This window comes from Acidovorax sp. GW823-FHT01C06, from assembly GCF_058798375.1.
This window is the reverse complement of the sequence record NZ_JBXAKN010000006.1, coordinates 1-22,128: the sequence shown is the minus strand read 5'-3', so window position 1 is coordinate 22,128 and position 22,128 is coordinate 1. Positions and strand designations below refer to the sequence as shown.

Sequence of the window (22,128 nt, the reverse complement as noted above, 5' to 3'; positions counted from 1 at the left end):
CCACGATGAACGACACGGCGACCTCGCCAGGAGACACCCCATGGGCCCCAAAACCCCTTCTTCATTCCCCCACGCACAGCGCATGGCCTGGAGCTACCGGCCATGAGCGGCGACGCTGTGGTTGATGTGCTCGTCATCGGCGGCGGCAATGCCGCCCTGTGCGCCGCCCTGATGGCGCGCGAGGCGGGCGCCAGCGTGCTGTTGCTCGAATCGGCCCCACGCGCCTGGCGCGGCGGCAACTCGGCCCACACCCGCAACCTGCGCTGCATGCACGACGCGCCGCAGGACGTGCTGGTCGGCGCCTACCCCGAAGAAGAGTTCTGGCAAGACCTGCTCAAGGTGACGGGCGGCCTCACCAACGAACACCTGGCGCGCCTGGTGATCCGCGAGTCGAGCACCTGCCGGCCCTGGATGCGCCGCCACGGCGTGCACTTTCAGCCCGCGTTGGCCGGCACGCTGCACGTGGCGCGCACCAACGCGTTCTTCATGGGCGGGGGCAAGGCGCTGGTCAATGCCTACTACCGCAGCGCCGAGGCGCTGGGCGTGCGGGTGCGCTACGAAGCCCCGGTGGAGCGCCTGGACATCGACAACGGCCGCTTCGTCGCGGCGCACCTGGCCGGCGGCGAGCGCATCACGGCCAAGAGCTGCGTGCTCGCGGCGGGCGGGTTCGAGTCCAATCGCGAATGGCTGCGCGAGGCCTGGGGCCAGAACGAACGCGGCGAGTGGCCGTCGGACAACTTCCTCATCCGCGGCACGGCCTACAACCGGGGCGTGCTGCTGCGCCACCTGCTCGACGACCACGGCGCCGACCGCATCGGCGACCCCACGCAGGCGCACATGGTGGCCATCGACGCGCGCGCGCCGCTGTACGACGGCGGCATCTGCACGCGCATCGACTGCGTGTCGCTGGGCGTGGTGGTCAACCGCGATGGCGAGCGTTTCTACGACGAGGGCGAGGACTTCTGGCCCAAGCGATACGCGATCTGGGGCCGCCTGGTGGCGCAGCAGCCGGGGCAGATCGGCTACTCGGTCATCGACAGCCAGGCCATCGGCCGCTTCATGCCGCCCGTGTTCCCGGGCGTGAAGGCCGACACCCTGCCCGAGCTGGCGCAACAACTCGGCCTGCCCGTGGACCGCTTCATGCGCACGCTGGACAGCTACAACGCCGCCTGCCGCGTGGGCACCTTCGACCACACCACGCTGGACGACTGCCACACCGAGGGCATCGCGCCCGCCAAGACCCACTGGGCGCGGCCCATCGCCACCGGCCCGTTCTACGGCTACGCGCTCAGGCCCGGCGTGACCTTCACCTACCTGGGCCTGCGCACCGACGACACCGCCGCCGTGCGCTTTGGCGACGTGCCGAGCCCCAACCTGTTCGTGGCCGGCGAAATGATGGCCGGCAACGTGCTGGGCAAGGGCTACACGGCCGGGGTGGGTATGAGCATCGGCACGGCCTTCGGCCGCATCGCGGGCGCACAGGCCGCTTTGGCATCCAAACAGACTCCAGCGCTTATCCACAAAGCGCCAGCAGCTATGAAAACAGGAGTTAGTGATGCAAACGCTTGAAGCCCTGACGCGCGACGCCCGGGCGCTGGCGAACGGCAACATCGTGCTGTCGGCCCCCGAAACCGAAGTGGCCCGTCAGCTGCAGATCTGCAACGCCTGCCGCTACTGCGAGGGCTTTTGCGCCGTCTTCCCCGCCATGACGCGGCGGCTGGAGTTTGGCAAGGCCGACATCCACTTCATTGCCAACCTGTGCCACAACTGCGGTGCCTGCCTGCACGCCTGCCAATACGCGCCGCCGCATGAATTTGCGGTGAACGTACCGCAGGCCATGGCCCAGGTGCGGGGGCAGACCTACACCGACTACGCCTGGCCCCTGGCGCTCGGTGCGCTCTACCAGCGCAACGGGCTGACCCTGGCACTGGCCCTGGTGGCAGGCCTCACGCTGTTCATGGTGCTGGCCGTAGCGCTGCATGGCCAGGGCCTGGGTGCGCTGTGGCAGTCGCCCGTGGGCGGCTTCTACGGCATCTTTCCGCACAACCTGCTGGTGGGCCTGTTCGCGCCGGTGTTCCTGTTCGCCACGCTGGCGCTGGGCCTGGGCGTGCGCCGCTTCTGGCGCGATATCACGCCCGCCACCAGCGGCGCGCCACTGAGCGCGCCCGCCACGGCCGAGGCCGCCGACGCGGTGCTGCGCCTCAAATACCTGGACGGCGGCCATGGCGACGGCTGCCACAACGAGGACGATGCCTACACCCTGTCGCGCCGGCGGTTTCACCACCTCACGTTCTACGGCTTCATGCTGTGCTTTGCCGCCACCAGCGTCGCCACGCTGTACCACTACCTGCTGGGCGCGCCCGCACCGTACGACCTGCCCAGCCTGCCCAAGCTGCTGGGCGGCGTGGGCGGCATCAGCCTTGCCATCGGCACGGCGGGCCTGTGGCGCTTGAACCTGCGCCGTCACCCACAGCATGGCGACGCCGCGCAAAAGCCCATGGACCGCGCCTTCATCGCGCTGCTGTTCCTCACCGCCACCAGCGGCCTGCTGCTCTGGGCCGCGCGCGGCACGCCCGCCCTGCCGCTGCTGCTGTGCCTGCACCTGGGCGCGGTGATGGCGCTGTTCGCCACCCTGCCCTACGGCAAGTTCGCGCACGGCATTTTCCGCACCGCATCGCTGCTGCGCCATGCGGTGGAAAAGCGCCAGCCCAACCCCATCGGGCTGGGCGCTGATTGATTCACTGACACCACACAACCCACGATGAAGGAGACCCCATGACCCCCAAACGAACCCTGCTGCAATGCGCCCTGGCGCTGGCAATCCTGCCCCTGGCCTTCGGCGCCGCCGCGCAAGACTTTCCGCCCAAGAAGCCCGTCACCCTGGTCGTGGGCTTTGCCGCGGGCGGCGCGGCCGATGCGGCCGCCCGCCTGATCGCCAAGAAGCTCTCCGAGAACATCGGCCAGTCGGTGGTGGTGGACAACAAGGGCGGGGCGGGCGGCAACATCGCGCACCAGTTCGTGGCCAATGCGGCGCCGGACGGCACGGTGCTGCTGCTGGGCTCGGTGGGACCGCTCACCATCGCGCCGCACCTGATGAAGCTCACCTATGACCCGTTCAAGGACCTGGCGGCGGTGTCGGGGGGTGTGAACTTTCCGAACGTGCTGGTGGTGCACAAGGCTGCGGGCGCGAAGACGCTCGCAGAATTCGTGCAGCTGTCCAGGAAGAAGCCCGGCAGCGTGGACTTCGCCTCCACGGGCGCGGGCTCGGCATCCCACCTGGCGGGCGAATTGTTCAACCAGCGCGCGGGCATCGACATGACCCATGTGCCCTACAAGGGCGGGGCACCCGCCTTGCAGGATTTGCTGGGCGAACGCGTCACCTCGTACTTTGCCGCGCCCCCCACCGCGCTGCCGCATGTCGAAACGGGCAAGCTGATCCCGCTGGCCACCACGGGCCTCACGCGGCCGGCCTATCTGCCCAATATCCCCACCGTGGCGGAATCGGGCTTTCCCGGCTTCGAGGCGCTCAACTGGTACGCCTTCGTGGCGCCGGGCAAAACGCCGGTGCCGCTGCTGGAACGCTGGAACCAGGAGATCGTGAAGGTGCTGAACGACGCGGGCGTGAAAGAGGCGCTCAACAAGCATGGCCTCACGCCCCAGCCCACCACGCGCGCCGAACTCACGGCCTTCATGAAGAAGGAATCGACCCAGTGGGCCACCATCATCAAGGAGCGCAAGCTCACGGCGGAGTAGAGGGGGAAGAATCACTCCCTTGAGGCACTGCACGGCGTGCGTGGACCTGGGGCCGTGACCGCTGCCAGCACGGCACGCCGGTGAAGAGGATGCGGCAGTCCCGGGCCTCAGGGCCGCGCCGTGTCCGGCATCTGCAGCACGCTGGGGTCGGTATGGATCAAGTCCAGCGGAAAGCGCTGCCCGGCCAGGTAGTCCTGGATGCACTGCAGCACCAGTGGCGTGCGGTGGCGGTCGGCGCAGGACCTGATCTCGTCCAGCGTCATCCAGACCGAACGCACGATGCCCGCGTCCAGCGGGCGCCACGCATGGTGCGTGCCCAGGGTGCCGGCGAACGCAAAGCGCATGTAGGTGATGTCGTCGCCCGTGCGCGTCTTGGTGAACCGGTTCATGTACACCCCCACGAGCGCCGTGGGCACGAAATCATGGGCCGTCTCTTCCAGCACCTCGCGCGCGCAGGCCTGGATGGGCGATTCGCCCGGGTCCAGGTGGCCGGCGGGGTTGTTGAGCTTGAGACCGTCGGTCGTCTCTTCCTCGACCAGCAAAAAACGGCCATCGCGCTCGATGAGGGCGGCCACGGTGACGTTGGGTTTCCAGCGGTGGGGCATGGCGCGCATTATGACCACGGGCCATGACGCGCGCTGCCGCGGCCGGCATCGCCCTTCGCAGCTCCGTGCCGCGCTCAGCGCTGCGGGGCCGGTGCGGGCCGCAGCACCAGCCACAGCGCCAGCGCGATCAGCACGCCGCCAGCGGCGTGCGCCAGCGTGGCCACCTCGCCCAGCACCAGCCAGCCCCAGGCCACGCCGAACAGCGGGATCAAGAAGGTCACGGTGAGCGCCTTGACGGGCCCCACGTCCGCGATGAGCCGGAAATACAGCACGTAGGCGGCCGAGGTGCACAGCAGGCCCAGCGCCAGCATCGCGCCCCAGACGGCGGGGCCGGCCGCGAGCCAGGTGGCCACCGGCTGGTGCGCCGCCTCCCACAGGGCGAACGGCGCCAGCGCGAGCACGGCCCCCCACTGGCTGCCCAGCGCCACCAGGCGGCTGTCGAGCCCGCCGCGCTGCGTGATCCAGCGCCGCGTGAGAAAGCCCGCCAGGCCGTAGCAGGCCGTGGCCACCAGGCAGGCGGCGATGCCGCCCAGCACCGGCGCGCTGAGCGCCACCGGCCCCGCCTGCGCGAGCACCGCCACGCCCGCCATGCCCAGCAGCACGCCGCCCACGCGGGCGGGCGTGAGGCGCTCACCGAATGCCAGCGCACCGATCACCACGCCCATGAGCGGCGTGGTGGCATTGAGGATGGCGCTGTAGCCCGCTGGCAGCACGCGCGCGGCCAGCGCGAACATCAGGAACGGTATGCCCGAATTGATGGCGCCCAGCACCAGCGCGGCGCCCAGCTTGCCCCCGAACGCGGGCCGCAGCCGCACCACCGCCAGCAGCGCGAGCAGCCCCGCCGCGCCCAGCACCACGCGGCCGAACGCGGTGGGCACCGCCCCCCACACCGGCGCGGCGATGCGCATGAAGAGAAAGCTGCCGCCCCACAGGGCGGCCAGGGCGAAAAGACGGAGCAGGCTGGGGAGGTTCATGCCCGGCATCTTCGGGGCATGGTGCCGTGGCGGCAAACCATTTATCCTGCACACCCGTTTAGCCACGCTATACAAGCACCATGCGCCTGCCGCCCCTGATCGCCGTCCGCTTCTTCGAGGCCACGGCCCGCCACGCCAGCGTGCGGCGCGCGGCCGAGGAGCTGCATGTCACGCCCGGCGCCGTCTCGCAGCAGGTGCGCAAGCTCGAGGAGTTCCTCGGCTGCGCGCTGTTCGAGCGCCAGCCGCGCGGCCTGGCGCTCACGGCGGCCGGGCGCGACTACCAGGCGGCCTGTGCCGAGGGCCTGGCCCTGATCGGGCATGCCACCTCGCGCATCGCGTCGACGAACCGGCGGCACGTGGTGCTGGTGAGCTGCACGCCGGGCTTCGCCGTGCAGTGGCTGGTGCCGCGCCTGCATGGCTTCCTGCAGCAGCATCCGGACATGGACGTGCACGTGGGCACGACCAACCGCGCGGTGGACCTCGCGGCCGAAGGCGTGCACTTTGCCGTGCGCCATGGGCAGGGTGCATACACCGGCCTGCGCTCCGAGGTGCTGGTGGCCGACGACCTGGTGCCCGTGTGCAGCCCGCGCCTGCTCGCGCCGCGCCGGTCGGCGCGCGTGGCCGACATCACCAGCGCCCGGCTGCTGCACGACGAGCACCGTGGCGACTGGCGCCTGTGGTGCGAGGCGCATGGCGTGGCGGGCGTGGATTGCGACGGCGGCGTGGTGTTCGCGCATTCGAACGCGGCCATCGAGGCCGCCGTGGCCGGGCGGGGTTTTGCGCTGGCAAGGCGTGCGCTCGTGCAGCAGGAGCTGGACGCGCGCGAGCTGGTCTGCGTGCACTGCAAGCCCCTTCCGGCGCCGCTGGCCTACCACCTGGTGTACCGGCCCGAAGCCCTGATCGACCCCGCGCTGCGCCGCTTTCGCGACTGGGTCATGGCGCAGGGGAGCGCCGGTCAGGGAGCGAGTGCACGCACCATGTAGACCGCGCCGTCTCCATAGCTCGCCAGCCGTTCGCGCTGCGCCGCATCGGCCAGGGGTTGCACGGCATAGCCTTGCCGCTCCCAGTACGCCTGCGAGCCCTGCACCGACACCAGCGCCGTGTGCCGCAGGCCCTGGCCCCGCGCCCCTTCCCACATCGGCTGCAGCAGCGCACGGGCCAGGCCCCGGCCCGCGCAGCCGGGCAGCACGGCCATGTCGTGCAGGTAGAGCGTATCGGGCTGCGGCACGGCTTCGAAGCCGCCATGCAGTGGCGTCACCTTGCCCATCACCGACCGGTAGGCCGCCAGATAGGCGCACACCACGCCCGCGCGCTCCAGCACCAGCGAGCAGTTGGCCGGGCTGGCCAGGCGGGCCGCGAAGACCTCGCCGCTCTCCACGAAGCCCGCGCCATAGCAGGCCAGCTGCACCGCGAGCAGGCCGGGCAGGTCGGTGACGGCCAGGGGGCGCACCCTCGTCATCGGATCATCGGAAGGGGCCACCACGCCAGGGCCCGGATGTGTTCCATTCAATGCGGCAACACCGGCGGCTGCACGAAGTCGTCGAGCGACAGGCCCTTTTCCCTGAGCAGGGCTTCCAGCACCGGCTGCAGCCGGCCCAGGCTTTCCTGCACGGCCTCGCGCACCGTGTCCACCACCACCTGGGTGCTGCGCTCGATCTCGATGTTGAGCGGGTCGCCCACCTTCTTGTGTTCAAACACCGTCGCACGGCGCGTTTCGGGAATCATCCAGATCTCGAACCAGCCCTCCTGCCGGTTCACCTCGGCCACCGTGAGGCTCGCGCCGTGGATGGCGATGTAGCCCTTGGCAAAGATGTAGCGGCGAAACGCCTCGGGCACGGCCACGCGCCACACCAGGTTGTTGTCGAACTCGCGGCGCTCGATGAGCGTGCCGGTGAAGTCCACATGGCCCGACAGCGGGTGGCCGCCGATCTCGGCGCCGTCCTTGGCCGCGCGTTCCACGTTCACGCGGTCGCCCTGCTGGTAGCCGCCCAGCGTGGTGATGTTCAGGCTCTGCAGCATCACGTCGAAGCTGGCCTGCGTGGGCGAGAGGATTTCCGTCACCGTGAGGCACACGCCGTCGGTGGACACGCTGGCGCCGATGGCGAGGTCCTGGCAGAAGCCTTCCGGGAAGTCGAGCGTGAAGGTGCGCAGGCCTGCGCGATCGTGGATGGCGGCAATGCCTGCCGTGGCTTGGACGATGCCTGTGAACATGGCGCGGTTTCCGGGTAGGTGGCAGAGGGGAGGGCCTTCAATTTTGCCACCCGGCCCCGCGCGCCGGGGCGGCGCGGTCCCGCCGCGCCTACGGGCTGTGCGCCAGCGGGGGCGCACGCCGCGCCTGGCCCACCAGGCAGCCGACAAAGTCCATGAGCGTGGCCGAGACACGCTCGCGGTGCCAGACCACGGTGATGGGCCCGAAGCGGATGCTGGAGTCGATGGCGATCTTCCTGAACAGCCCCAGCGACGCCATGTAGTCGGCCATGGATTCCGAACACACGCCCACATAGTCGCCCTTGTGCAACAGCGCCTGCATCATGGCCAGCGACGCCGTCTCGGCCTTCGGCACCAGCCATGAGGCCTCCTGCGCGATCAGGTAGGCATCCATCTGGATGCGCGTCAGCGTGCCGCTGGGCGGCATGACCCAGTTTTCGTGCAGCACGTCCGCGAAGCCCAGCCCCGCGCTGCGCGACCAGTGCTTGCTGCCGTGCCCGATGACGACGGCCACCTGGTCGTCAAACAGGACCTGGTGGTCCAGCCCCGGCCGGTGGGCCCGCGCATCGAGCACGCCGATCACGGCATCGAGCGCGCCCGTCTCCAGCCCCTTGAGCAGATGGTCGAACGGCCCGTCGTGGATCGACACGGCCACATCGGCATGGTCCTGCTGAAAGGCGCTCACGGCCTCGGGCAGGCCGCCGGCGATACCCGCCCAGACACTGCCCACGTTCAGGCGCGGCACGCGTCCCTCGGCCATGGCGTGCATCTCCCGGCCCGTGCGGGCAATGTCGCCCAGCACGTTGATGGCCAGCCGCTTGAGCAGGTGCCCGGCGGGCGTGAGCTGCACCTTGCGCCCACGCACCACGAGCGCCGAGCCCACCACGCCCTCCATCTCGGCCAGCCAGTGCGACATGGCCGACTGCGTCATGTGCAGCCGCGCCGCCGCCAGCGTGAGCGTGCCCGCCTCGTCCAGCACCAGGAACGACTCCAGGTGCCGGACCTTGATGCGCCGCGCCCAGGACGTGCCTTCCGAACGATCAATCATGAACAAATCCTCATGGCCCCATTCTGCCTTTTCACTAGGCAATCAGCAGTATTCGTCATGACAATGTGCTCATCTTTTCTGTAACTTCCCCGTCGAGGTCACCGTGTTCAACACAATCAACAACGTCTCCAGGCTACTGATGGGCGTCGCTGCCGCAGCCGCCACGGCCACCGCCGCGCATGCGCAAGGCGCCTACCCAAACCGTCCCGTGCGCCTGGTGGTCTCGCAGGCGGCGGGCGGCAGCTCCGACACGATCGCGCGCCTGTGGGCAGAACATGCCGGCAAGGCCCTGGGCGGCACCATCGTGGTGGAAAACAAGCCCGGCGCAGGGGGGCTCATTGCCGCACAGAACGCGCTGAGCGCGCCCGCCGACGGCTACACCCTGCTGTACGGCAGCGTGTCGCTCATGGTGCTCAACCAGTTCACCTACAAACCCCTGGCCTACAACCCCGAGAAGGATTTCACGGGCGTGGCCATGCTGACCACCGTGCCGATCGTGCTGTCGGCCAATCCCGCCACGGGCATCAAGACGCTGAAAGACCTGACGGAGAAGGCCAAGGCGGCCCCCGGCAAGCTCAACTTCGCGTCCGCCGGACTGGGCAATTCCACCCACCTCGCCGTGGAACTGGTGAATGAAGCGCTGGGCATTTCGATGACCCACATCCCCTACAAGGGCGAAGCCGACGGCGTCATGGCCACCATGGGCGGGCAGACCGAACTGATGGGCGTGGTGTATGGCACAGCGTTGCCGCACATCAAGGCCAAGAAACTCAATGCGCTGGCCGTGCTGTCCCCCCAGCGCGCACCCGAGCTGCCCGATGTGCCCACCCTGGGCGAGCTGGGCGTGAAGGGTTTTGACTCCCTGGGATGGAGCGCCGTGGTGGCGCGCGCCGGCACGCCGGCCGACATCGTGGACAAGCTCAACAAGGCCACGGAAAGCTTCCACAAGAGCCCCGAAGTGCAGGCCAAGCTCAAGACCATGGGCGTGATCGCCGTGTCCGGGCCTGCGTCGCTGGTCATGGAAACCACGGTGCGCGACGCCAAGGCCTGGGGCCCCACGCTCGAGAAGCTGAACCTCAGCGCCAAGTAAGCCCGCGCCCCGCAAGCCCCTCTCTCTCAATCCACCCCGTGCCGTGTCACTGATGCCGCACGGGGTTCGCCCTTGAATGCTATGAAAAAAGAAGCCATGGTGGTCTGCCCGCAGCCCGAGGCCGCCGAATCCGGTATCGACATCCTGCGCGCCGGCGGCAATGCCGTGGATGCGGCGGTCGCCTGCGCCCTGGCCCAGACGGTGGTCGATCCGCTGATGTGCGGCATTGCGGGCTTTGGCACGGCCGCCGTGTACCTGCCCGGCGCCCAAGTGCATGAGTATTTCGACTTCCACTCGCCCGCGCCGCTGGCGGCCCGGGAGAACATGTGGGAGCACCTGCTCGAAGGCGAGACCAAGGACGGCTTCGGCTTCATCTTGACAGGCCGCGTCAACGACATCGGCCCCCAGTCGATTGGCACACCCGCCACGCTCAAGGGCCTGGAAGCCATGCACCAGGCGCACGGCCGCCTGCCGTGGAAGCAGGTGGTGGAGCCCGCGATCCGCTGGGCCTCGGACGGTTTCTTTGTGCGCCCCGGCATGCACGCCTTCTGGATCGACGAGCCCGCCATGGGCCGCGTCGGCAACCTGGAGCGCCTGCAGTACTGCGAGGACAGCCGCAACCTATACTGCCGCCCCGACGGCCGCCCCAAGCCCATCGGCACGCCGCTGCGGAACGTTGGCATGGCCAGCGTGCTGCGCCAGATCGCCGAAGAGGGCTCGCAGCCGTTCTACCGGGGCGATCTGGCCCAGAAGATGTTCGCGCACCTGCAGTCGCTGGGCGCGCTGATCACGCTCGAGGACCTGGCCCGGTACGAGGTCACGCGCAACCCGCCGCTGGTGGGCAGCTACCGCGACCGCACCGTCACCACCAACCAGCCCCCCGGCGGCGGCGCCATGCTGCTGGAGATGCTCAACATCCTGGAGCACTTCGAGCTGCGCGGCATGGAGCACAACAGCCCCGAATACCTCCGGCTGGTGTGCGAGGCGATGAAGAAGGCGACGGCCGACAAGGACCGCTGCATCGGCGATCCGAAATTCTTCGACGTGCCGCTCGACAAGCTCCTGTCCAAGGACATGGCCCGCGAGGCGGCCGAACAGATCCGCGCGGGCCAGCGCTTCAGCGTGGAGCGCGTGAACCCCGGCGCGCCCGTGCCACGCGACACCACGCACCTGAGCGTGGTCGATGCGGACGGCAACGCCGTGTCGATGACGCACTCGCTGGCCATGCCCTCGGGCATCATCACGCCGGGCATGGGCTTCCTGTACAACGGCTGCATGGGCGTGTTCGACCCGCGCCCGGGCCGTGCGGGCAGCATCCAGCCGGGCAAGAGCCGCTTCACGTCGTCCTGCCCCACCATGACGTTCAAGGACGGCGGGCTGGACACCGTGCTGGGCGCACCGGGTGGAACGCAGATCGCCATGGGCGTGCTGCAGGTGCTGCTCAACGTGATCGACCACGGCATGGAGATGCAGGCCGCCGTGTCGGCGCCGCGGTTTTCGTCCACCAGCAACGCCATCGACGTGTGCAACCGCATCCCGCGCCACACCACGCGCGCGCTCGAAGCCCAGGGCTACGCGGTCGGCCGCAACCCCTACAACTACACCATTGGCTGGGTGCACGGCGTGCAGGTGCAGCCCGACGGCCTGCACGGCGGCGCCGACCCCGGGCGCGATGGCGTGGCGTACAAGCTGCGCATGGACGCGGCGCACTGAGCGCCAGCGGGCGGGCAGGCGGGCCCGCGGCGAAGCCGCGTCACTCGCTCCTCTTTGGATAGCTGGTGGCGATTCATCGATCAGCGCACCCGCCTCGCCGGCCCCTGATCGGCCGCTCAACGTAACGCAGCGCAGGGCGGGGTGCGCGGGCCGGGGCGCCAAGGCATCATCAGCCCGCTCCCGGCATGCGCCGACCGGCTTGCCCCTACCTGGCCCGCAGCAGTTCGCCCACTTCCAGCAGCACCAGCTCGTTGTCATCGGCCTTGTTCGGCTCGCGGCTGCTGCTGAAGGGCAGGTTGTTGTCGTTGCCCACGACGATGTGTGTGCCGTCCACCACGTCCACGTTCTCGATGGTGAAGAACGGGAAGGTGAGCACGCCGTTGTTCAGCGGCTTCCGGGCCAGGCGCTGCGGGTCCTGGATGTTCATCAGGTCAATGTAGCCCACCTTGCGGATCTCGCCGCCCACGTTGGCGTCGCTCATCTCGACCTTGTAGACGCGCTTGAACTTGGCCAGGTCGTGGAAGCAGTCGGTGCGCTTGTGGCCTTCCGGGCAGGCCTTGTCGGCTGTGCCTTCGCCGTTGTCGCGTTCGATGATCAAACCCGTGGTGCTGTCGATCATGTTGAAGTCGCCGATCGCGTGGTGGTTGGCCTCCAGCACGTACTTCCAGTGGCGGCCCGTCCACTGCTCGGACTTCACATCGAACTCCAGCACGCGCAGGTACTGCCTGCCGCCCACGTTCTCATACGCCTTGGCCTCCTCGTTCCACAGCGCGCCTTCCAGCAGCGCATAGAGCTTGCTGCCGTCCCTGGACGCGGCCATGCCTTCGTAGCCCTTGGAACGCTTGACCTCGAACGGCGTGGGCTTGGCGTCCGGCGCGCCGGGCATCAGCACGCCGGGGGCGTCGGGCGAGCGCACCACCTTGCCGCCCACCTTGGTCTCGAACACACCCAGCACCTTGCCGTTCAGGTCGGCCTTGATGAGGGAGGGACCGAACTCGTCGCCGATCCACAGCGCGCCGCCCGCGAACTGGAAGCTCTCGGGGTCGAAGTCGGCACCGGTCAGGTAGCGCTGTTCCGTGCCTTCGTGCGTGATGCGAAACGGCACCTTCTTGTCCGGGTCGTGCAGGAACACGGTCTTGATCCGGTTGAACTGGCCGCTCTTGAAGTCCACGGCGTAGTGGTTGAGGTAGAGCATGAAATCCGGCGAATTGGCCTTGGCGCCCGCGCCGTTGTCGGTGAGGATCCAGAACGAGCCGTCGGCCATGCGCTTGATGCCCGAATGGCCCTGGATGGGCTGGCCCCTGAAGGGCACGGACACGCCGGTGTCGCGCCCGCCCGACTGGCCCATCACGGTGCCCACGGCCTCCACGCGGCGCGGGGTAGTGAACTTGCCGCTGGCCTGCAGGTCCTGCGGGGCGTCCTTGGGCGCGGCGATCAGCGTGAAGGCCGGCAGCACGGCGTGGCCCGCCAGCGTGGCGGGGTAGGCCTGCTGGGCGTGGGAAGGAACCAGGGCAGCGCAGGCCAAGGTGGCGCCAGCAGCAATGCGTGAGAGGTGAAACATGCGTCGACTTTGAAGAAACAAAAGGCGGACGATGCCGGGGCGGTGTGACAGGGAAGTGACGGAGGGCACGCGCGCGTTCTTTTCTACGCACCGGAAAACCTGGACACCCCCCTTGCCGTGCGGGCGGGTGGTCCGACGCGGCCAAAAATCCAATATGATGGACAAAATCCCATTTGATGGAAATCCAATGCCCCTCTCCGCCGAGGACATCAGCGCCAGGATTGGCCGCCGCATCCATGGGCTGCGTGCGTCGCGCAACGACAGCCTCGACAGCCTGGCCGCCCGTTCCGGCGTGAGCCGCTCGATGATCTCCGTGATCGAACGGGGCCAGACCAACCCGACGGCGGTGGTGCTCGACCGCCTGGCATCGGCGCTGGGCGTGTCGCTGGGCGAACTGTTCGGCGAGGCGCCGCCCACCCCGGCGCGGGCCGCTCCGCTGGTGCGGCATGGCGACCAGGTGGAGTGGGTGGACCCGCAGTCCGGCTATGTGAGAAAGCAGGTGTCGCCCCCCGCGTGGCCCTCACCGCTGCAGCTGGCGGAGGTGCGGTTTCCCGCCGGCGCGCGCGTGGCCTACGAGGGCGGCCGGCTGGACGGCTCGCTGCACCAGCAGGTGTGGGTGCTCAAAGGCCGCATGGAGATCTCGCAGGGAGACACGCTCCATGTGCTGCGCAAGGGCGACTGCCTGGCCGTGCGGCTCACGGAGCCCCTGGTCTTTTCCAATCCCGCCGACCAGGAGGCCCACTACCTGGTCGCTCTCTGCGATGTGGCCGCCCACGGCCACCGCTGACCGGATTCCCGCCACTTTGTCCATCTCCGCCACCATGAACTCCACCACCACGCCCTCTCCCGACGTCCATCTCATCGACTGCACCGAGCCAGCGCATGCCAGCGCCATTCTGGACATCCTCAACGATGCCATCGTGACCTCGACGGCGCTGTATGACTATGTGCCCCGCCCGCCGCCGGCCATGGCCAGCTGGTTCGCCGCCAAGCGGGCCGGCGGATTCCCGGTGCTGGGGGCCGCCGATGCCCAGGGCAGGCTGCTGGGCTTTGCCTCGTGGGGCACATTCCGCGCGTTTCCGGCCTACAAGTACACGGTCGAGCACAGTGTCTATGTCCACAAGGACTGCCGGGGCCGCGGACTGGGCGCCTGGCTGATGCGGGCCTTGATCGAGCGGGCGAAGGCCGCCGACATCCACGCCATCGTGGGGTGCATCGACGCGGCGAACGCAGGCAGCATCCGGCTGCACCAGCAGCTGGGGTTCGTGCACACGGGCACGATGCCCCAGGTGGGTTTCAAGTTTGGGCGATGGCTGGATGCGGCGTTCTACCAGCTCACGCTGGACACCCCCCGCACCCCCATCGACGGCTGACACCGAGGAGGGCGCCGCCCCTGGCAAGGGTGGGGCCTGGTGTCATGGCGCCCGCCCCCTGTCAGGAGGCGGCGCCCTCCTCGATGCGCACCAGCGTGCCGACGGCGACCCGGTCGAACAGGTCCATCACGTCGGCATTGGCCATGCGCACGCAGCCGTGCGAGGCGGGCACCCCGAGGGGCGAGCCCTCCGGGCAGCCATGGATGTAGATGAAGCGGCGCAGCGTGTCCACCGCGCCGCCCCGGTTCACGCCGGGTTCGCAGCCGGCCAGCCAGAGGATGCGGCACAGGATCCAGTCGCGCCCCGGGTGCCGTGCCGCCAGCGCGGGCGAATAGATCTCGCCGGTGGCCCGCCGCCCGACGAACACCGTGCCCGGCGCGCAGCCCGCGCCCACCTTGGCGCGCACGCGGTGCTGGCCGCGCGGGGTGCAGCCGCTGCCCTTGCGTTCGCCCACGCCGTTCAGGGCGGTCGATACCTGGTAGCTGCGCTCGATGGCCCCGGCCACCACCAGGTGCAATCGCTGCTGCGCCACGTGGATGTGCAGTTCAGGCCCGGCCATCGGGGTCAGCCCGCCGCCACCAGCCCCGCGCCGTGCCCGCGCGTGAAGGCCTCTTCGAACACCGAGTAGCCCGACCAGTCGCTGTGCGCGAACGCCAGCCGCGCCGTGGCGGGGGTGGGAATCCAGGGCGTTTGCTCACCATTTGATAGCTGCCTGCGCTTTCCTGGTAAGCGCTGGAGGCCAATTTGACTTAAAAAGCCGAGCATCCCGGGCGTGGGGATGGCCATGGCGTGGCCGTAGCGCGTGATGTCCACGCGCGTGGCACGCTGGCGCAGGTCGGGGTGGGGCACCGCCAGTGCGGCCAGGATCGGATCGGCCCAGTGCTGCCAGGGCTGGGTGGCGAGTTGCTGGCGGCCGTCGGGAGCATCGCCCAGCGCCTGGTAGTAGGTCAGCACCGTGGGCCCCGCGAGCACGGCACGCGCGTCCAGGCGCTGGTGTCCGGCGTTCACGTAGCCCAGGCCGCCCGCCGTGGGGTCGGCGTACAGAACGTTGTCCCAGGCGGGGGCGGCGCCGGGCCTGTCGGTCAGGGCACTGTCGATGTGGATGTTGGCCACGAGCCAGGGCGCCCAGCCCAGGCGCCTTGCGGCGCCGGTGAGGAACGCGGGCGGGTTTTGCACCACGCGCGCCGCCATGAACACCGGCAGCGCCACGATGCAGCGCGGCGCCTGCCAGCGCTCCACGCTGTCGGTGGCGTGGTTGAAGGCATCCACCTCCACGCCGTGGCGATTCTCGGTGATGCGCAATACGCTGGTGGCGGCGCGCAGCTGGCCGCCACCTTGGGCACTGTTCTGCAGCGGGGCCGCCAGGCGCTGGGTGATCCAGCCATTGCCCTGCGGCCAGGTGAGCACGCTTTCGCGTGCCTCGTCCGCGGCCTCGCCCGGGGCGTGAAAACCATGGCGGCTCGCAAAGTAGTGGATGCCCGCCCATGCCGACACGCGCGCGGTGCCCGCGCCGTAGTCGTCGCGGCAGCAGTAGTCGAGGTACCAGCGCAGGTGCGGATCGTCCAGCTCCTGCTGCTGCAGCCAGGCGTCGAACGTCACCGCATCCAGCGCCTGGTGCGCGGGTGCCAGGGGCTTTCTGGCGTCCAGCGACTTGAGCACCGGCATGGTGAAGCGCGCGGCCTTGGACTGCTGCGCCACGGCCTGCGCGAAGCGGCGGTACTGGGCCAGGGTTGCATCGTCCACGCCCTGCACCGGCAGCAGGCCTTCCTGCCATGCGCCCTCGAAGAACAGGCGCTCCTGCGGGCTGTGGCACAGGTGGCGCTCGTCGTAGCGCCAGCGGCCGGCCACGCGCTGGCGCAGGCCCAGCTCTTCCAGCAGGTCCTGCACCTCGCGCGCATCGTCGCCGGGCACCGGCAGGTAGTGCGCGCCCAGCGGGCAGGCGACGCCCTGGACCGCGCCGCCCCGGCTGTTGCCGCCCGCGCTGTCCTCCAGCTCCAGCAGCGCGAAGTCCGCGATGCCCGCCAGCCGCAGCGACCGCGCCGCCGCCAGCCCCGCCACGCCGCCGCCCGCGATGATGACCTGCGCGCGCCGCACCACGGCCGGCGCGGGCCAGGAGCCGGTCTTGAGCCAGTCGCGCAGCTGGTGGCCGCGCGCCATGTCGATGCCGGTGAAGCCGCCTTCCAAGACGCGAGGGGCCTTGTCGCAACCCGGCAGGAGCACCGCGGCGGCAGTCGAGGCGGCGGCGGTGGCTAGGAAATGGCGACGTTGCATGGCGTCAGTGTCTCCGGGTGTACGCAACGCCTGCGCGGCTTGCGACCGGCGCGGCCCAGACCAGCGGCCCCCGCGCAAGGGCCACAAAGCCGCATTGGCGGCGCTTCGCTGGCGTGCGCTGGGGGCGTCCCCCTGCCCGCTGCGCGCAGCGCTGCGAGAGCGGGGGGAAGACGCGAAGCGGCTCAGGGGGGCTTCTCAATGTTTTCCCCACTCGCGCTCGTACGTGTGCACCAGCGCCTGGTTGGACAGCCGGTTCACCTCGGCGGGCACCCGCGCCATGTCGCGCGGAAAATCGAACAGCAGGGGCAGCGAGTCGGTGCCCAGAAACCGCAGGCCATCGGGCAAGGCCCCGGGCAGGCGCCAGGGCCTGCGGCTGGCGATGATGAAGCCCCATTCGCCAAAACTGGGCACATGGGCGTGGTACGGCGCGGCCTGCAGGCCCACGGACTCGATGGTCTGCACCACGGTCCAGAAGCTCTGGCGCGCCACCAGCGGCGACGTGGTCTGCACCACCGCGTAGCCGCTGGCCGCCAGGCGCTTGTCCAGCAGCGCATAGAAGCTGTTGGTGTAGAGCTTGCCGATGGAAAAATTGGTGGGGTCGGGAAAGTCCACCACGATGACATCAAACGTGTCCGATCCCTCCTGCAGCCAGCCAAAGGCATCGGTGTTGACGATCTTCACCTTGGGGTTCTGCAAGGCGTTGCCGTTCAGGCGCGCGAGCGTGGGGTTCTCGCTGAAGATCTTTGTCATGGCCGGGTCCAGTTCGACCAGCGTCACGGACTCGACCGACGGGTACTTGAGGATCTCGCGCACCGCCATGCCGTCGCCACCGCCCAGCACCGCCACGCGTTTGGGCGCGCCGTGTGCCGACATGGCGGGGTGCACCAGGGCCTCGTGGTAGCGGTACTCGTCGGACTGCGCGAACTGCAGGTTGCCGTTGAGGTACAGCCGGTGCCCCACACGCCCGTGCGTGACCACGATGCGCTGGTAGGGCGATGCGGTGCTGAACACGATGCGGTCCTGGTAGAACTTGTCTTCGGCCACGCTGGTGATGTACTCGGCCCCCGCCAGGGCGGCCAGCAAAATGCCCAGCACCATCACGCAGGCCACCAGGTGCGCCTTCAGGCGCCGCAATTCATGCCGGAACAGCCACACCGCCCACAGCGCCACGGCCGCGTTCATCAGGCCGAAGAGCAGCCCCGTGCGGATGAGCCCCAGGTGCGGCACCAGCAGCAGCGGGAACGCCAGCGACACCGCCAGCGCGCCCAGGTAGTCGAACGTGAGCACCTGCGAGACCAGGTCCTTGAGCGCCACGTTGCGCTTGAGGATGCGCATGACCAGCGGGATCTCCAGCCCCACCAGCGTGCCCACCATGAGCACCATGCCGTACAGCAGGAAGCGGAACGCGCCCGGCGTGTAGGCGTTGGCCAGGAACAGGGTGGCCGGCAGCGCGCCGCCAACCAGCGCCACCAGCAGCTCGATGCGCAGGAAGTGCGCGGGCAGCTGCCGCTCGAAGTAGCGCGACAGCCACGAACCCACGCCCATGGCGAACAGGTAGGTGCCGATGATGGTGGAGAACTGCAGCACCGAGTCGCCCAGCACATAGGACGCGAGCGCGCCCGCGGCCAGCTCGTACAGCAGGCCGCAGGCGGCCACGACGAAGACGCTGGTGAGCAGGGCGATCTCGATGGGGCGGGGGCCGGAGCGGGCGCCCATGGCCTCGGGCGGGGAGGCGGGGGAATTCAGGTCGGATTGCAAGGCGGTCACCGGCGCGGCCCCGGGGGGGCGCCGCTTCAGGCAAGGTGCGTCAGTGGATCGCCGCCGCCACGATGATGCTGATGCCCAGGCACATCGCCGCCACCACCAGGCCCAGCGCCTGGTTCTGCTTCTCGACGATTTCGCGCCACAGGTCATACGGCGTGATCTTGTCGACGATGACGAAGCACAGCCAGAAGATGACCACGCCAATCAGCGCATACAGGATGGACCCGAGGAACGCCGCGGGCCTGAGCCATTCGATTCCCATCATGATGTGATCTCCTTGAACGAAAAGGTTGCCGCCAGACAGGCTGGCGGGAAAGGTTGCAAAACTGCCGGCGCCCCCCGGGGGCTTGCGGCAACCCGGGGCTACTTGTGGCTGCCGCCGGACGAATACCCGCCATACGAGCCGCCCGAGCTGCGGTAGCTGGACGACGAGCAGTTCTCCACCCGCGGGTCGCAGCGGCTGCAGCGGCTGAGCAGCAACAGCAGGATGAGGATGACAATGGCGATGAGGATGACGGTGCCGCAGCCCAGCCCGGACTTGGCCACGAAGGGCCCCGGGTCGTCGCGCTGCAGCACGTCTTTCTTGTCGTCGAGCTTGAAGGCCTTGGCCACCGTGTCGCTGGCGAGCTTGTCGCCGGCCGACCAGGTGATCTCATTGGGGCTTTGCTCCATCGAGAGCAGGCCTTTGGCACTGGCGAAGTCGCGGTTGGTGGTTTTCTGCCCGCGCGTGACCTGCCAGTAGAACTCGCCCAGCACATAGGTGGTTTCGGCCTCGTAGGTGTACTTGAGGTCGTACTTGGTGCCTATGTAGGTGGCCGAGCGCCCCGTGGCCGCCATCTGCGGCGCGCCCGTGGTGGGGCGCACCATGCTCCAGCCTTCTTCGGAATCGACCAGGAAGGCAAAACCGCGCTTCTGGTTGTAGAGCAGGTATTCGCTCCAGCCGAAATGCTCGTCGTCGCCGGGCTCCACGCCCATGCGGTGCTGAAAGCCCACCACCTGCCAGTGCACGCCCTGCAGCTGGCCCTTGCTGCCCAGCGGAATGAGGGGCTGCACGGGCTCGTCCTGCTCGGCCGAGCGCAGCTCGCCGCCCACACCGCTGTCCAGGCTGATGATGCTGGCGCACGAGCCGCAGGTGACGCTCTTGGAGGTGGACAGCTGCACCTGCACGGGCGCGCCGCAGTGCGGGCAGTTGAACTGCCGGCCTTTTTCGTCCTTGGCCGATTCGTCCTTGAGGCCGGTGAGCTGCAGGTCTTCCAGCAGCACGGCCTTGCCGCGCTCGACGTTGGGCGGCGTGTGGCCGTAGTCGATGCTGACCACTTCGCCGTCGGCGCTGCGCAGCTCGACCATGCCGAACGGATGGCCCAGCGGCGGCAGCTTGGGCAGCTCGCCCTGGGCCGAGATGAGCGATGCCTGGCCCGTGTAGGCCACGCTGTAGGGCTTGCCGTTGATGGCGGTGGTGCTGCCGATGCGAAAGCGCGCGGCCTCGGGCATCTCGCGGCCCGGGTCGATGGGGCGGGTGAAGACGTAGGCGCCGTTGTCCTCGCCCAGCGTGGCCAGGGTGCCGTCCTGCAAAAAGGCGGCCCATTCGGTCCAGGTGCCCGCGTCGCCCTTGTACTGCAGGCGGCCGATGAGGGTGAAGGGCACATCCTTGCCATCGAGCTGGATGCGCCCGCTGGCCATGAGCTGCAGCGGGCTGTGGTCGTCGAACAGCTCGGCCATCTTGCCCAGGCGCTGGAGCACGTCGCCGTTGCGCACCACGGTGCTCTGGCAGTAGCCGCAGACGGCGTGCGTGGACTGCGCGCTGCGGAATTCAACCGGCGCGCCGCAGCCCGGGCAGGGCGCGCGGTAGTAACGCTGTGTGGGGTCGGTGGCCATCGGGGGGCTGCTGCCTGCGCCGCGCTACGCGGCTTTGGGGCCTTTTTGGCCTCTGGCGCTGATCCCTCCAGCGCAAGCAGCTATATTTATGATAGCAACCGGAATCAGACCAGCTTCTTGAGCAGTTCGGCCTTCTTGGCGTCGAACTCTTCCTGGGTCAGGATGCCCTTGGACTTGAGCTCGCCCAGCTTCTCCAGCGTGGCCATCACGTCCTCGGGCTTGACGCCCACTGCGGCAGCAGCAGCCGCCGCAGGCGCTGCCTGCGCGGCCGCACCGCCGCCTTGCAGGCCCTGCTGCAGGTTCTGCGCCAGCACCTGGCCCAGCGCCACGCCCGCGCCCAGGCCCATGGCGTCGCCCGCGATGCCGCCACCGCCATTGCCCGCGCCTTCGGCGAACTTGGGGATGGCCTGCGCCGTCTGGTACTGCATGAACTTGCCCATGTCGTTGCCCACCATGCCCATGCCGATCTTCTGGTCGAGGATCTTTTGCAGCTCCTCGGGCAGCGAGACGTTCTGCACCGTGAGGTTCTCGATCAGGAGGCCCAGCTTGGCGAAGACGGGCGCGAGTTCCTTGGTCAACGCATCGGCGAACATGACCTGGTTGGCCGCCAGGTCCAGGAACGGCAGGCCGCTGCCCGCGATGGCGTTGCTGATGTTCTGCAGCACCAGGCCGCGCAGCTGGCCTTCGAGGTCGGCCACGGGGTAGGACTCGCGCGTGCCGGAGATCTCGGTGTGGAACAGCTTGGGGTCGGCGATGCGGAACGCGTAGTTGCCGAACGCGCGCAGGCGCACGGCGCCGAAGTCCTTGTCGCGGATCGTGATGGGCTGGGGCGTGCCCCACTTCTGGTCGATCTGCTGGCGCGTGCTGAAGAAGTAGACGTCGCTCTTGAAGGGGGACTCGAAGAGCTTGTCCCAGTTCTTGAGGTAGGTGAGCACCGGCAGCGTCTGCGTGGTGAGCTTGTAGGTGCCGGGCGCGAACACGTCGGCCACCTGGCCCTCGTTCACGAACACCGCCATCTGCGACTCGCGCACCACCAGCGTGCCGCCGTTCTGGATTTCCATGCCCGCCATCGGGAAACGCCAGGCCAGGGTGCCGTCCCCCTCTTCAGTCCACTGGATGATGTCAATGAACTGTTTCTTGATGAAGTCCATGAGGGCCATGTGTGCTCCCGGCGGTTGTAAGAGGGGGTTGAAAAGAGCGGCCATCATAGCAACGGCACCGGTGCCGGCCGGCGCTTTTTTCAGCCCGCCGGCGTGAAGGGCTTCCCACCCGGGCGCGGCCCCGCCGCACCACCCGTCCGGCGCGGGCGTTTGATAGCGCCTATGTTTGTATTAGCCAGTACCAATTGGCTTTTGCTATTGAGAATGACTACCATTCCTTCATCCCTGCCGCCACGGCGGGGCCTGCAGATACCCGGAGTCCTCCATGTCCCACATCCGCCGCGCCGCCCGCCAGAACAAGACCATGCTGCTGAAGACGGGCAGCTACTACCTGATCCACATTGGCGTGGCCGCCCTGGTGGCCTACGCCGTGACCGGCAACCTGTGGGCCTCGCTCACGCTGAGCCTGCTCGAACCCACGGTGCAGGCGGTGGCCTTCTTCTTCCATGAGAAGGCCTGGGACCGCGCCGCCCGGCGCCGCGCGCGCGATGCCGCCCTGGCCCACACGCCCAACGCGGCGCTGCAGGCCGGCTGACCCCCGTCATCCCAAGGAGCCACCATGTACACAATCCCCCTGCGCAGCCGCACCGCCACGGGCCTGGCTTTTCAGCGCTGGCTGGTCCAGCGCCTGGCCGGGCTGGCCCCCGCCGGCCCCGGCTAGGTGTGATGTCTCAATAGGTTGTTCATCCGTCTCGGATTTGGGAAGCTGTGGTTACCAGGCCAAGCCACTCAA

21 protein-coding genes are annotated in these 22,128 nt (G+C 68.9%); 9 read left to right on the top strand and 12 right to left on the bottom strand.

Features of this window, described 5'->3' with window-relative positions; all coding sequences use genetic code 11:
• The first annotated feature begins 102 nt into the window (after nt 1–102).
• Genes tcuA through AC1RCS_RS13845 form a run of 3 tightly spaced genes read left to right on the top strand, consistent with a single transcriptional unit; the run spans nt 103 to nt 3,753 of the window.
• Entirely contained in the window at nt 103–1,569 is a 1,467-nt protein-coding gene (gene tcuA / locus AC1RCS_RS13855; RefSeq protein WP_492245138.1) for an FAD-dependent tricarballylate dehydrogenase TcuA, read from the top strand.
• Nucleotides 1,556–2,737 carry a tricarballylate utilization 4Fe-4S protein TcuB gene (tcuB, locus tag AC1RCS_RS13850; protein ID WP_492245137.1) on the top strand — a complete coding sequence of 394 codons (1,182 nt, stop codon included), beginning with the start codon at nt 1,556–1,558 and terminating at the stop codon, nt 2,735–2,737. Before tcuA ends, tcuB begins: the two co-directional genes overlap by 14 nt.
• 38 nt (nt 2,738–2,775) lie before the next feature.
• Entirely contained in the window at nt 2,776–3,753 is a 978-nt protein-coding gene (locus tag AC1RCS_RS13845; RefSeq protein WP_218339397.1) for a Bug family tripartite tricarboxylate transporter substrate binding protein, read from the top strand.
• A 107-nt stretch (nt 3,754–3,860) separates the two neighbouring features.
• Here AC1RCS_RS13845 and AC1RCS_RS13840 read toward each other — a convergent pair whose 3' ends face one another.
• Nucleotides 3,861–4,358 carry an NUDIX hydrolase gene (locus AC1RCS_RS13840; protein ID WP_218339396.1) on the bottom strand — a complete coding sequence of 166 codons (498 nt, stop codon included), beginning with the start codon at nt 4,356–4,358 and terminating at the stop codon, nt 3,861–3,863.
• Nucleotides 4,359–4,432: 74 nt separating this feature from the next.
• Nucleotides 4,433–5,332: a DMT family transporter gene (locus tag AC1RCS_RS13835; protein ID WP_218297075.1), complete on the bottom strand. Its 900-nt coding sequence runs from the start codon at nt 5,330–5,332 to the stop codon at nt 4,433–4,435.
• An 80-nt stretch (nt 5,333–5,412) separates the two neighbouring features.
• Between AC1RCS_RS13835 and gcvA the strand changes: the two genes are divergently transcribed.
• The gene (gene gcvA / locus AC1RCS_RS13830; protein WP_492245136.1) at nt 5,413–6,315 is read left to right on the top strand and encodes a transcriptional regulator GcvA; all 903 of its coding nucleotides are present in this window, start codon (nt 5,413–5,415) and stop codon (nt 6,313–6,315) included.
• Here gcvA and AC1RCS_RS13825 read toward each other — a convergent pair.
• From AC1RCS_RS13825 to AC1RCS_RS13815, 3 genes are all read right to left on the bottom strand, one after another.
• A complete protein-coding gene (locus AC1RCS_RS13825; RefSeq protein WP_492245135.1) occupies nt 6,288–6,791 on the bottom strand; it encodes a GNAT family N-acetyltransferase in 504 nt (167 codons plus the stop codon). The two genes, gcvA and AC1RCS_RS13825, sit on opposite strands and share 28 nt — an antisense overlap.
• Before the next feature lie 47 nt (nt 6,792–6,838).
• Nucleotides 6,839–7,543, bottom strand: a complete 705-nt coding sequence (locus AC1RCS_RS13820) for a riboflavin synthase subunit alpha (RefSeq protein ID WP_218297073.1) — start codon at nt 7,541–7,543, stop codon at nt 6,839–6,841.
• An 88-nt stretch (nt 7,544–7,631) separates the two neighbouring features.
• Nucleotides 7,632–8,588, bottom strand: coding sequence for a LysR family transcriptional regulator (locus AC1RCS_RS13815; RefSeq protein WP_492245134.1), 957 nt, complete (start codon nt 8,586–8,588; stop codon nt 7,632–7,634).
• Nucleotides 8,589–8,727: 139 nt separating this feature from the next.
• On the opposite strand from AC1RCS_RS13815, the gene AC1RCS_RS13810 reads away from it, so the two are divergent.
• A complete protein-coding gene (locus tag AC1RCS_RS13810) occupies nt 8,728–9,678 on the top strand; it encodes a Bug family tripartite tricarboxylate transporter substrate binding protein (RefSeq protein WP_492245266.1) in 951 nt (316 codons plus the stop codon).
• A gap of 81 nt (nt 9,679–9,759) precedes the next feature.
• Nucleotides 9,760–11,391: a gamma-glutamyltransferase gene (gene ggt / locus AC1RCS_RS13805; protein WP_492245133.1), complete on the top strand. Its 1,632-nt coding sequence runs from the start codon at nt 9,760–9,762 to the stop codon at nt 11,389–11,391.
• Between the two features lie 205 nt (nt 11,392–11,596).
• Here ggt and AC1RCS_RS13800 read toward each other — a convergent pair whose 3' ends face one another.
• Nucleotides 11,597–12,952, bottom strand: coding sequence for an esterase-like activity of phytase family protein (locus AC1RCS_RS13800; protein ID WP_492245132.1), 1,356 nt, complete (start codon nt 12,950–12,952; stop codon nt 11,597–11,599).
• 187 nt (nt 12,953–13,139) lie between these two features.
• Between AC1RCS_RS13800 and AC1RCS_RS13795 the strand changes: the two genes are divergently transcribed.
• The gene (locus AC1RCS_RS13795; RefSeq protein WP_218339391.1) at nt 13,140–13,739 is read left to right on the top strand and encodes a helix-turn-helix domain-containing protein; all 600 of its coding nucleotides are present in this window, start codon (nt 13,140–13,142) and stop codon (nt 13,737–13,739) included.
• A 34-nt stretch (nt 13,740–13,773) separates the two neighbouring features.
• The gene (locus tag AC1RCS_RS13790) at nt 13,774–14,325 is read left to right on the top strand and encodes a GNAT family N-acetyltransferase (protein WP_492245131.1); all 552 of its coding nucleotides are present in this window, start codon (nt 13,774–13,776) and stop codon (nt 14,323–14,325) included.
• 61 nt (nt 14,326–14,386) lie between these two features.
• Here the strand turns inward: AC1RCS_RS13790 and AC1RCS_RS13785 are convergent, their stop codons facing one another.
• From AC1RCS_RS13785 to AC1RCS_RS13760, 6 genes are all read right to left on the bottom strand, one after another.
• Entirely contained in the window at nt 14,387–14,884 is a 498-nt protein-coding gene (locus AC1RCS_RS13785; protein ID WP_492245130.1) for a L,D-transpeptidase family protein, read from the bottom strand.
• Nucleotides 14,885–14,889: 5 nt separating this feature from the next.
• Nucleotides 14,890–16,596, bottom strand: a complete 1,707-nt coding sequence (locus tag AC1RCS_RS13780) for an NAD(P)-binding protein (RefSeq protein WP_492245129.1) — start codon at nt 16,594–16,596, stop codon at nt 14,890–14,892.
• Between the two features lie 195 nt (nt 16,597–16,791).
• Nucleotides 16,792–18,312 carry a polyamine aminopropyltransferase gene (locus tag AC1RCS_RS13775; RefSeq protein ID WP_492245265.1) on the bottom strand — a complete coding sequence of 507 codons (1,521 nt, stop codon included), beginning with the start codon at nt 18,310–18,312 and terminating at the stop codon, nt 16,792–16,794.
• Nucleotides 18,313–18,403: 91 nt separating this feature from the next.
• Nucleotides 18,404–18,625: a DUF350 domain-containing protein gene (locus AC1RCS_RS13770; protein ID WP_370627755.1), complete on the bottom strand. Its 222-nt coding sequence runs from the start codon at nt 18,623–18,625 to the stop codon at nt 18,404–18,406.
• A 98-nt stretch (nt 18,626–18,723) separates the two neighbouring features.
• Nucleotides 18,724–20,235, bottom strand: coding sequence for a DUF4178 domain-containing protein (locus AC1RCS_RS13765; RefSeq protein ID WP_492245128.1), 1,512 nt, complete (start codon nt 20,233–20,235; stop codon nt 18,724–18,726).
• A 104-nt stretch (nt 20,236–20,339) separates the two neighbouring features.
• On the bottom strand, nt 20,340–21,395 hold the full coding sequence (locus tag AC1RCS_RS13760) for an SPFH domain-containing protein (RefSeq protein WP_218297064.1): 1,056 nt from the start codon (nt 21,393–21,395) through the stop codon (nt 20,340–20,342).
• A gap of 265 nt (nt 21,396–21,660) precedes the next feature.
• On the opposite strand from AC1RCS_RS13760, the gene AC1RCS_RS13755 reads away from it, so the two are divergent.
• Nucleotides 21,661–21,930, top strand: coding sequence for a DUF2061 domain-containing protein (locus tag AC1RCS_RS13755; protein ID WP_492245127.1), 270 nt, complete (start codon nt 21,661–21,663; stop codon nt 21,928–21,930).
• Nucleotides 21,931–22,128 lie beyond the last annotated feature (198 nt).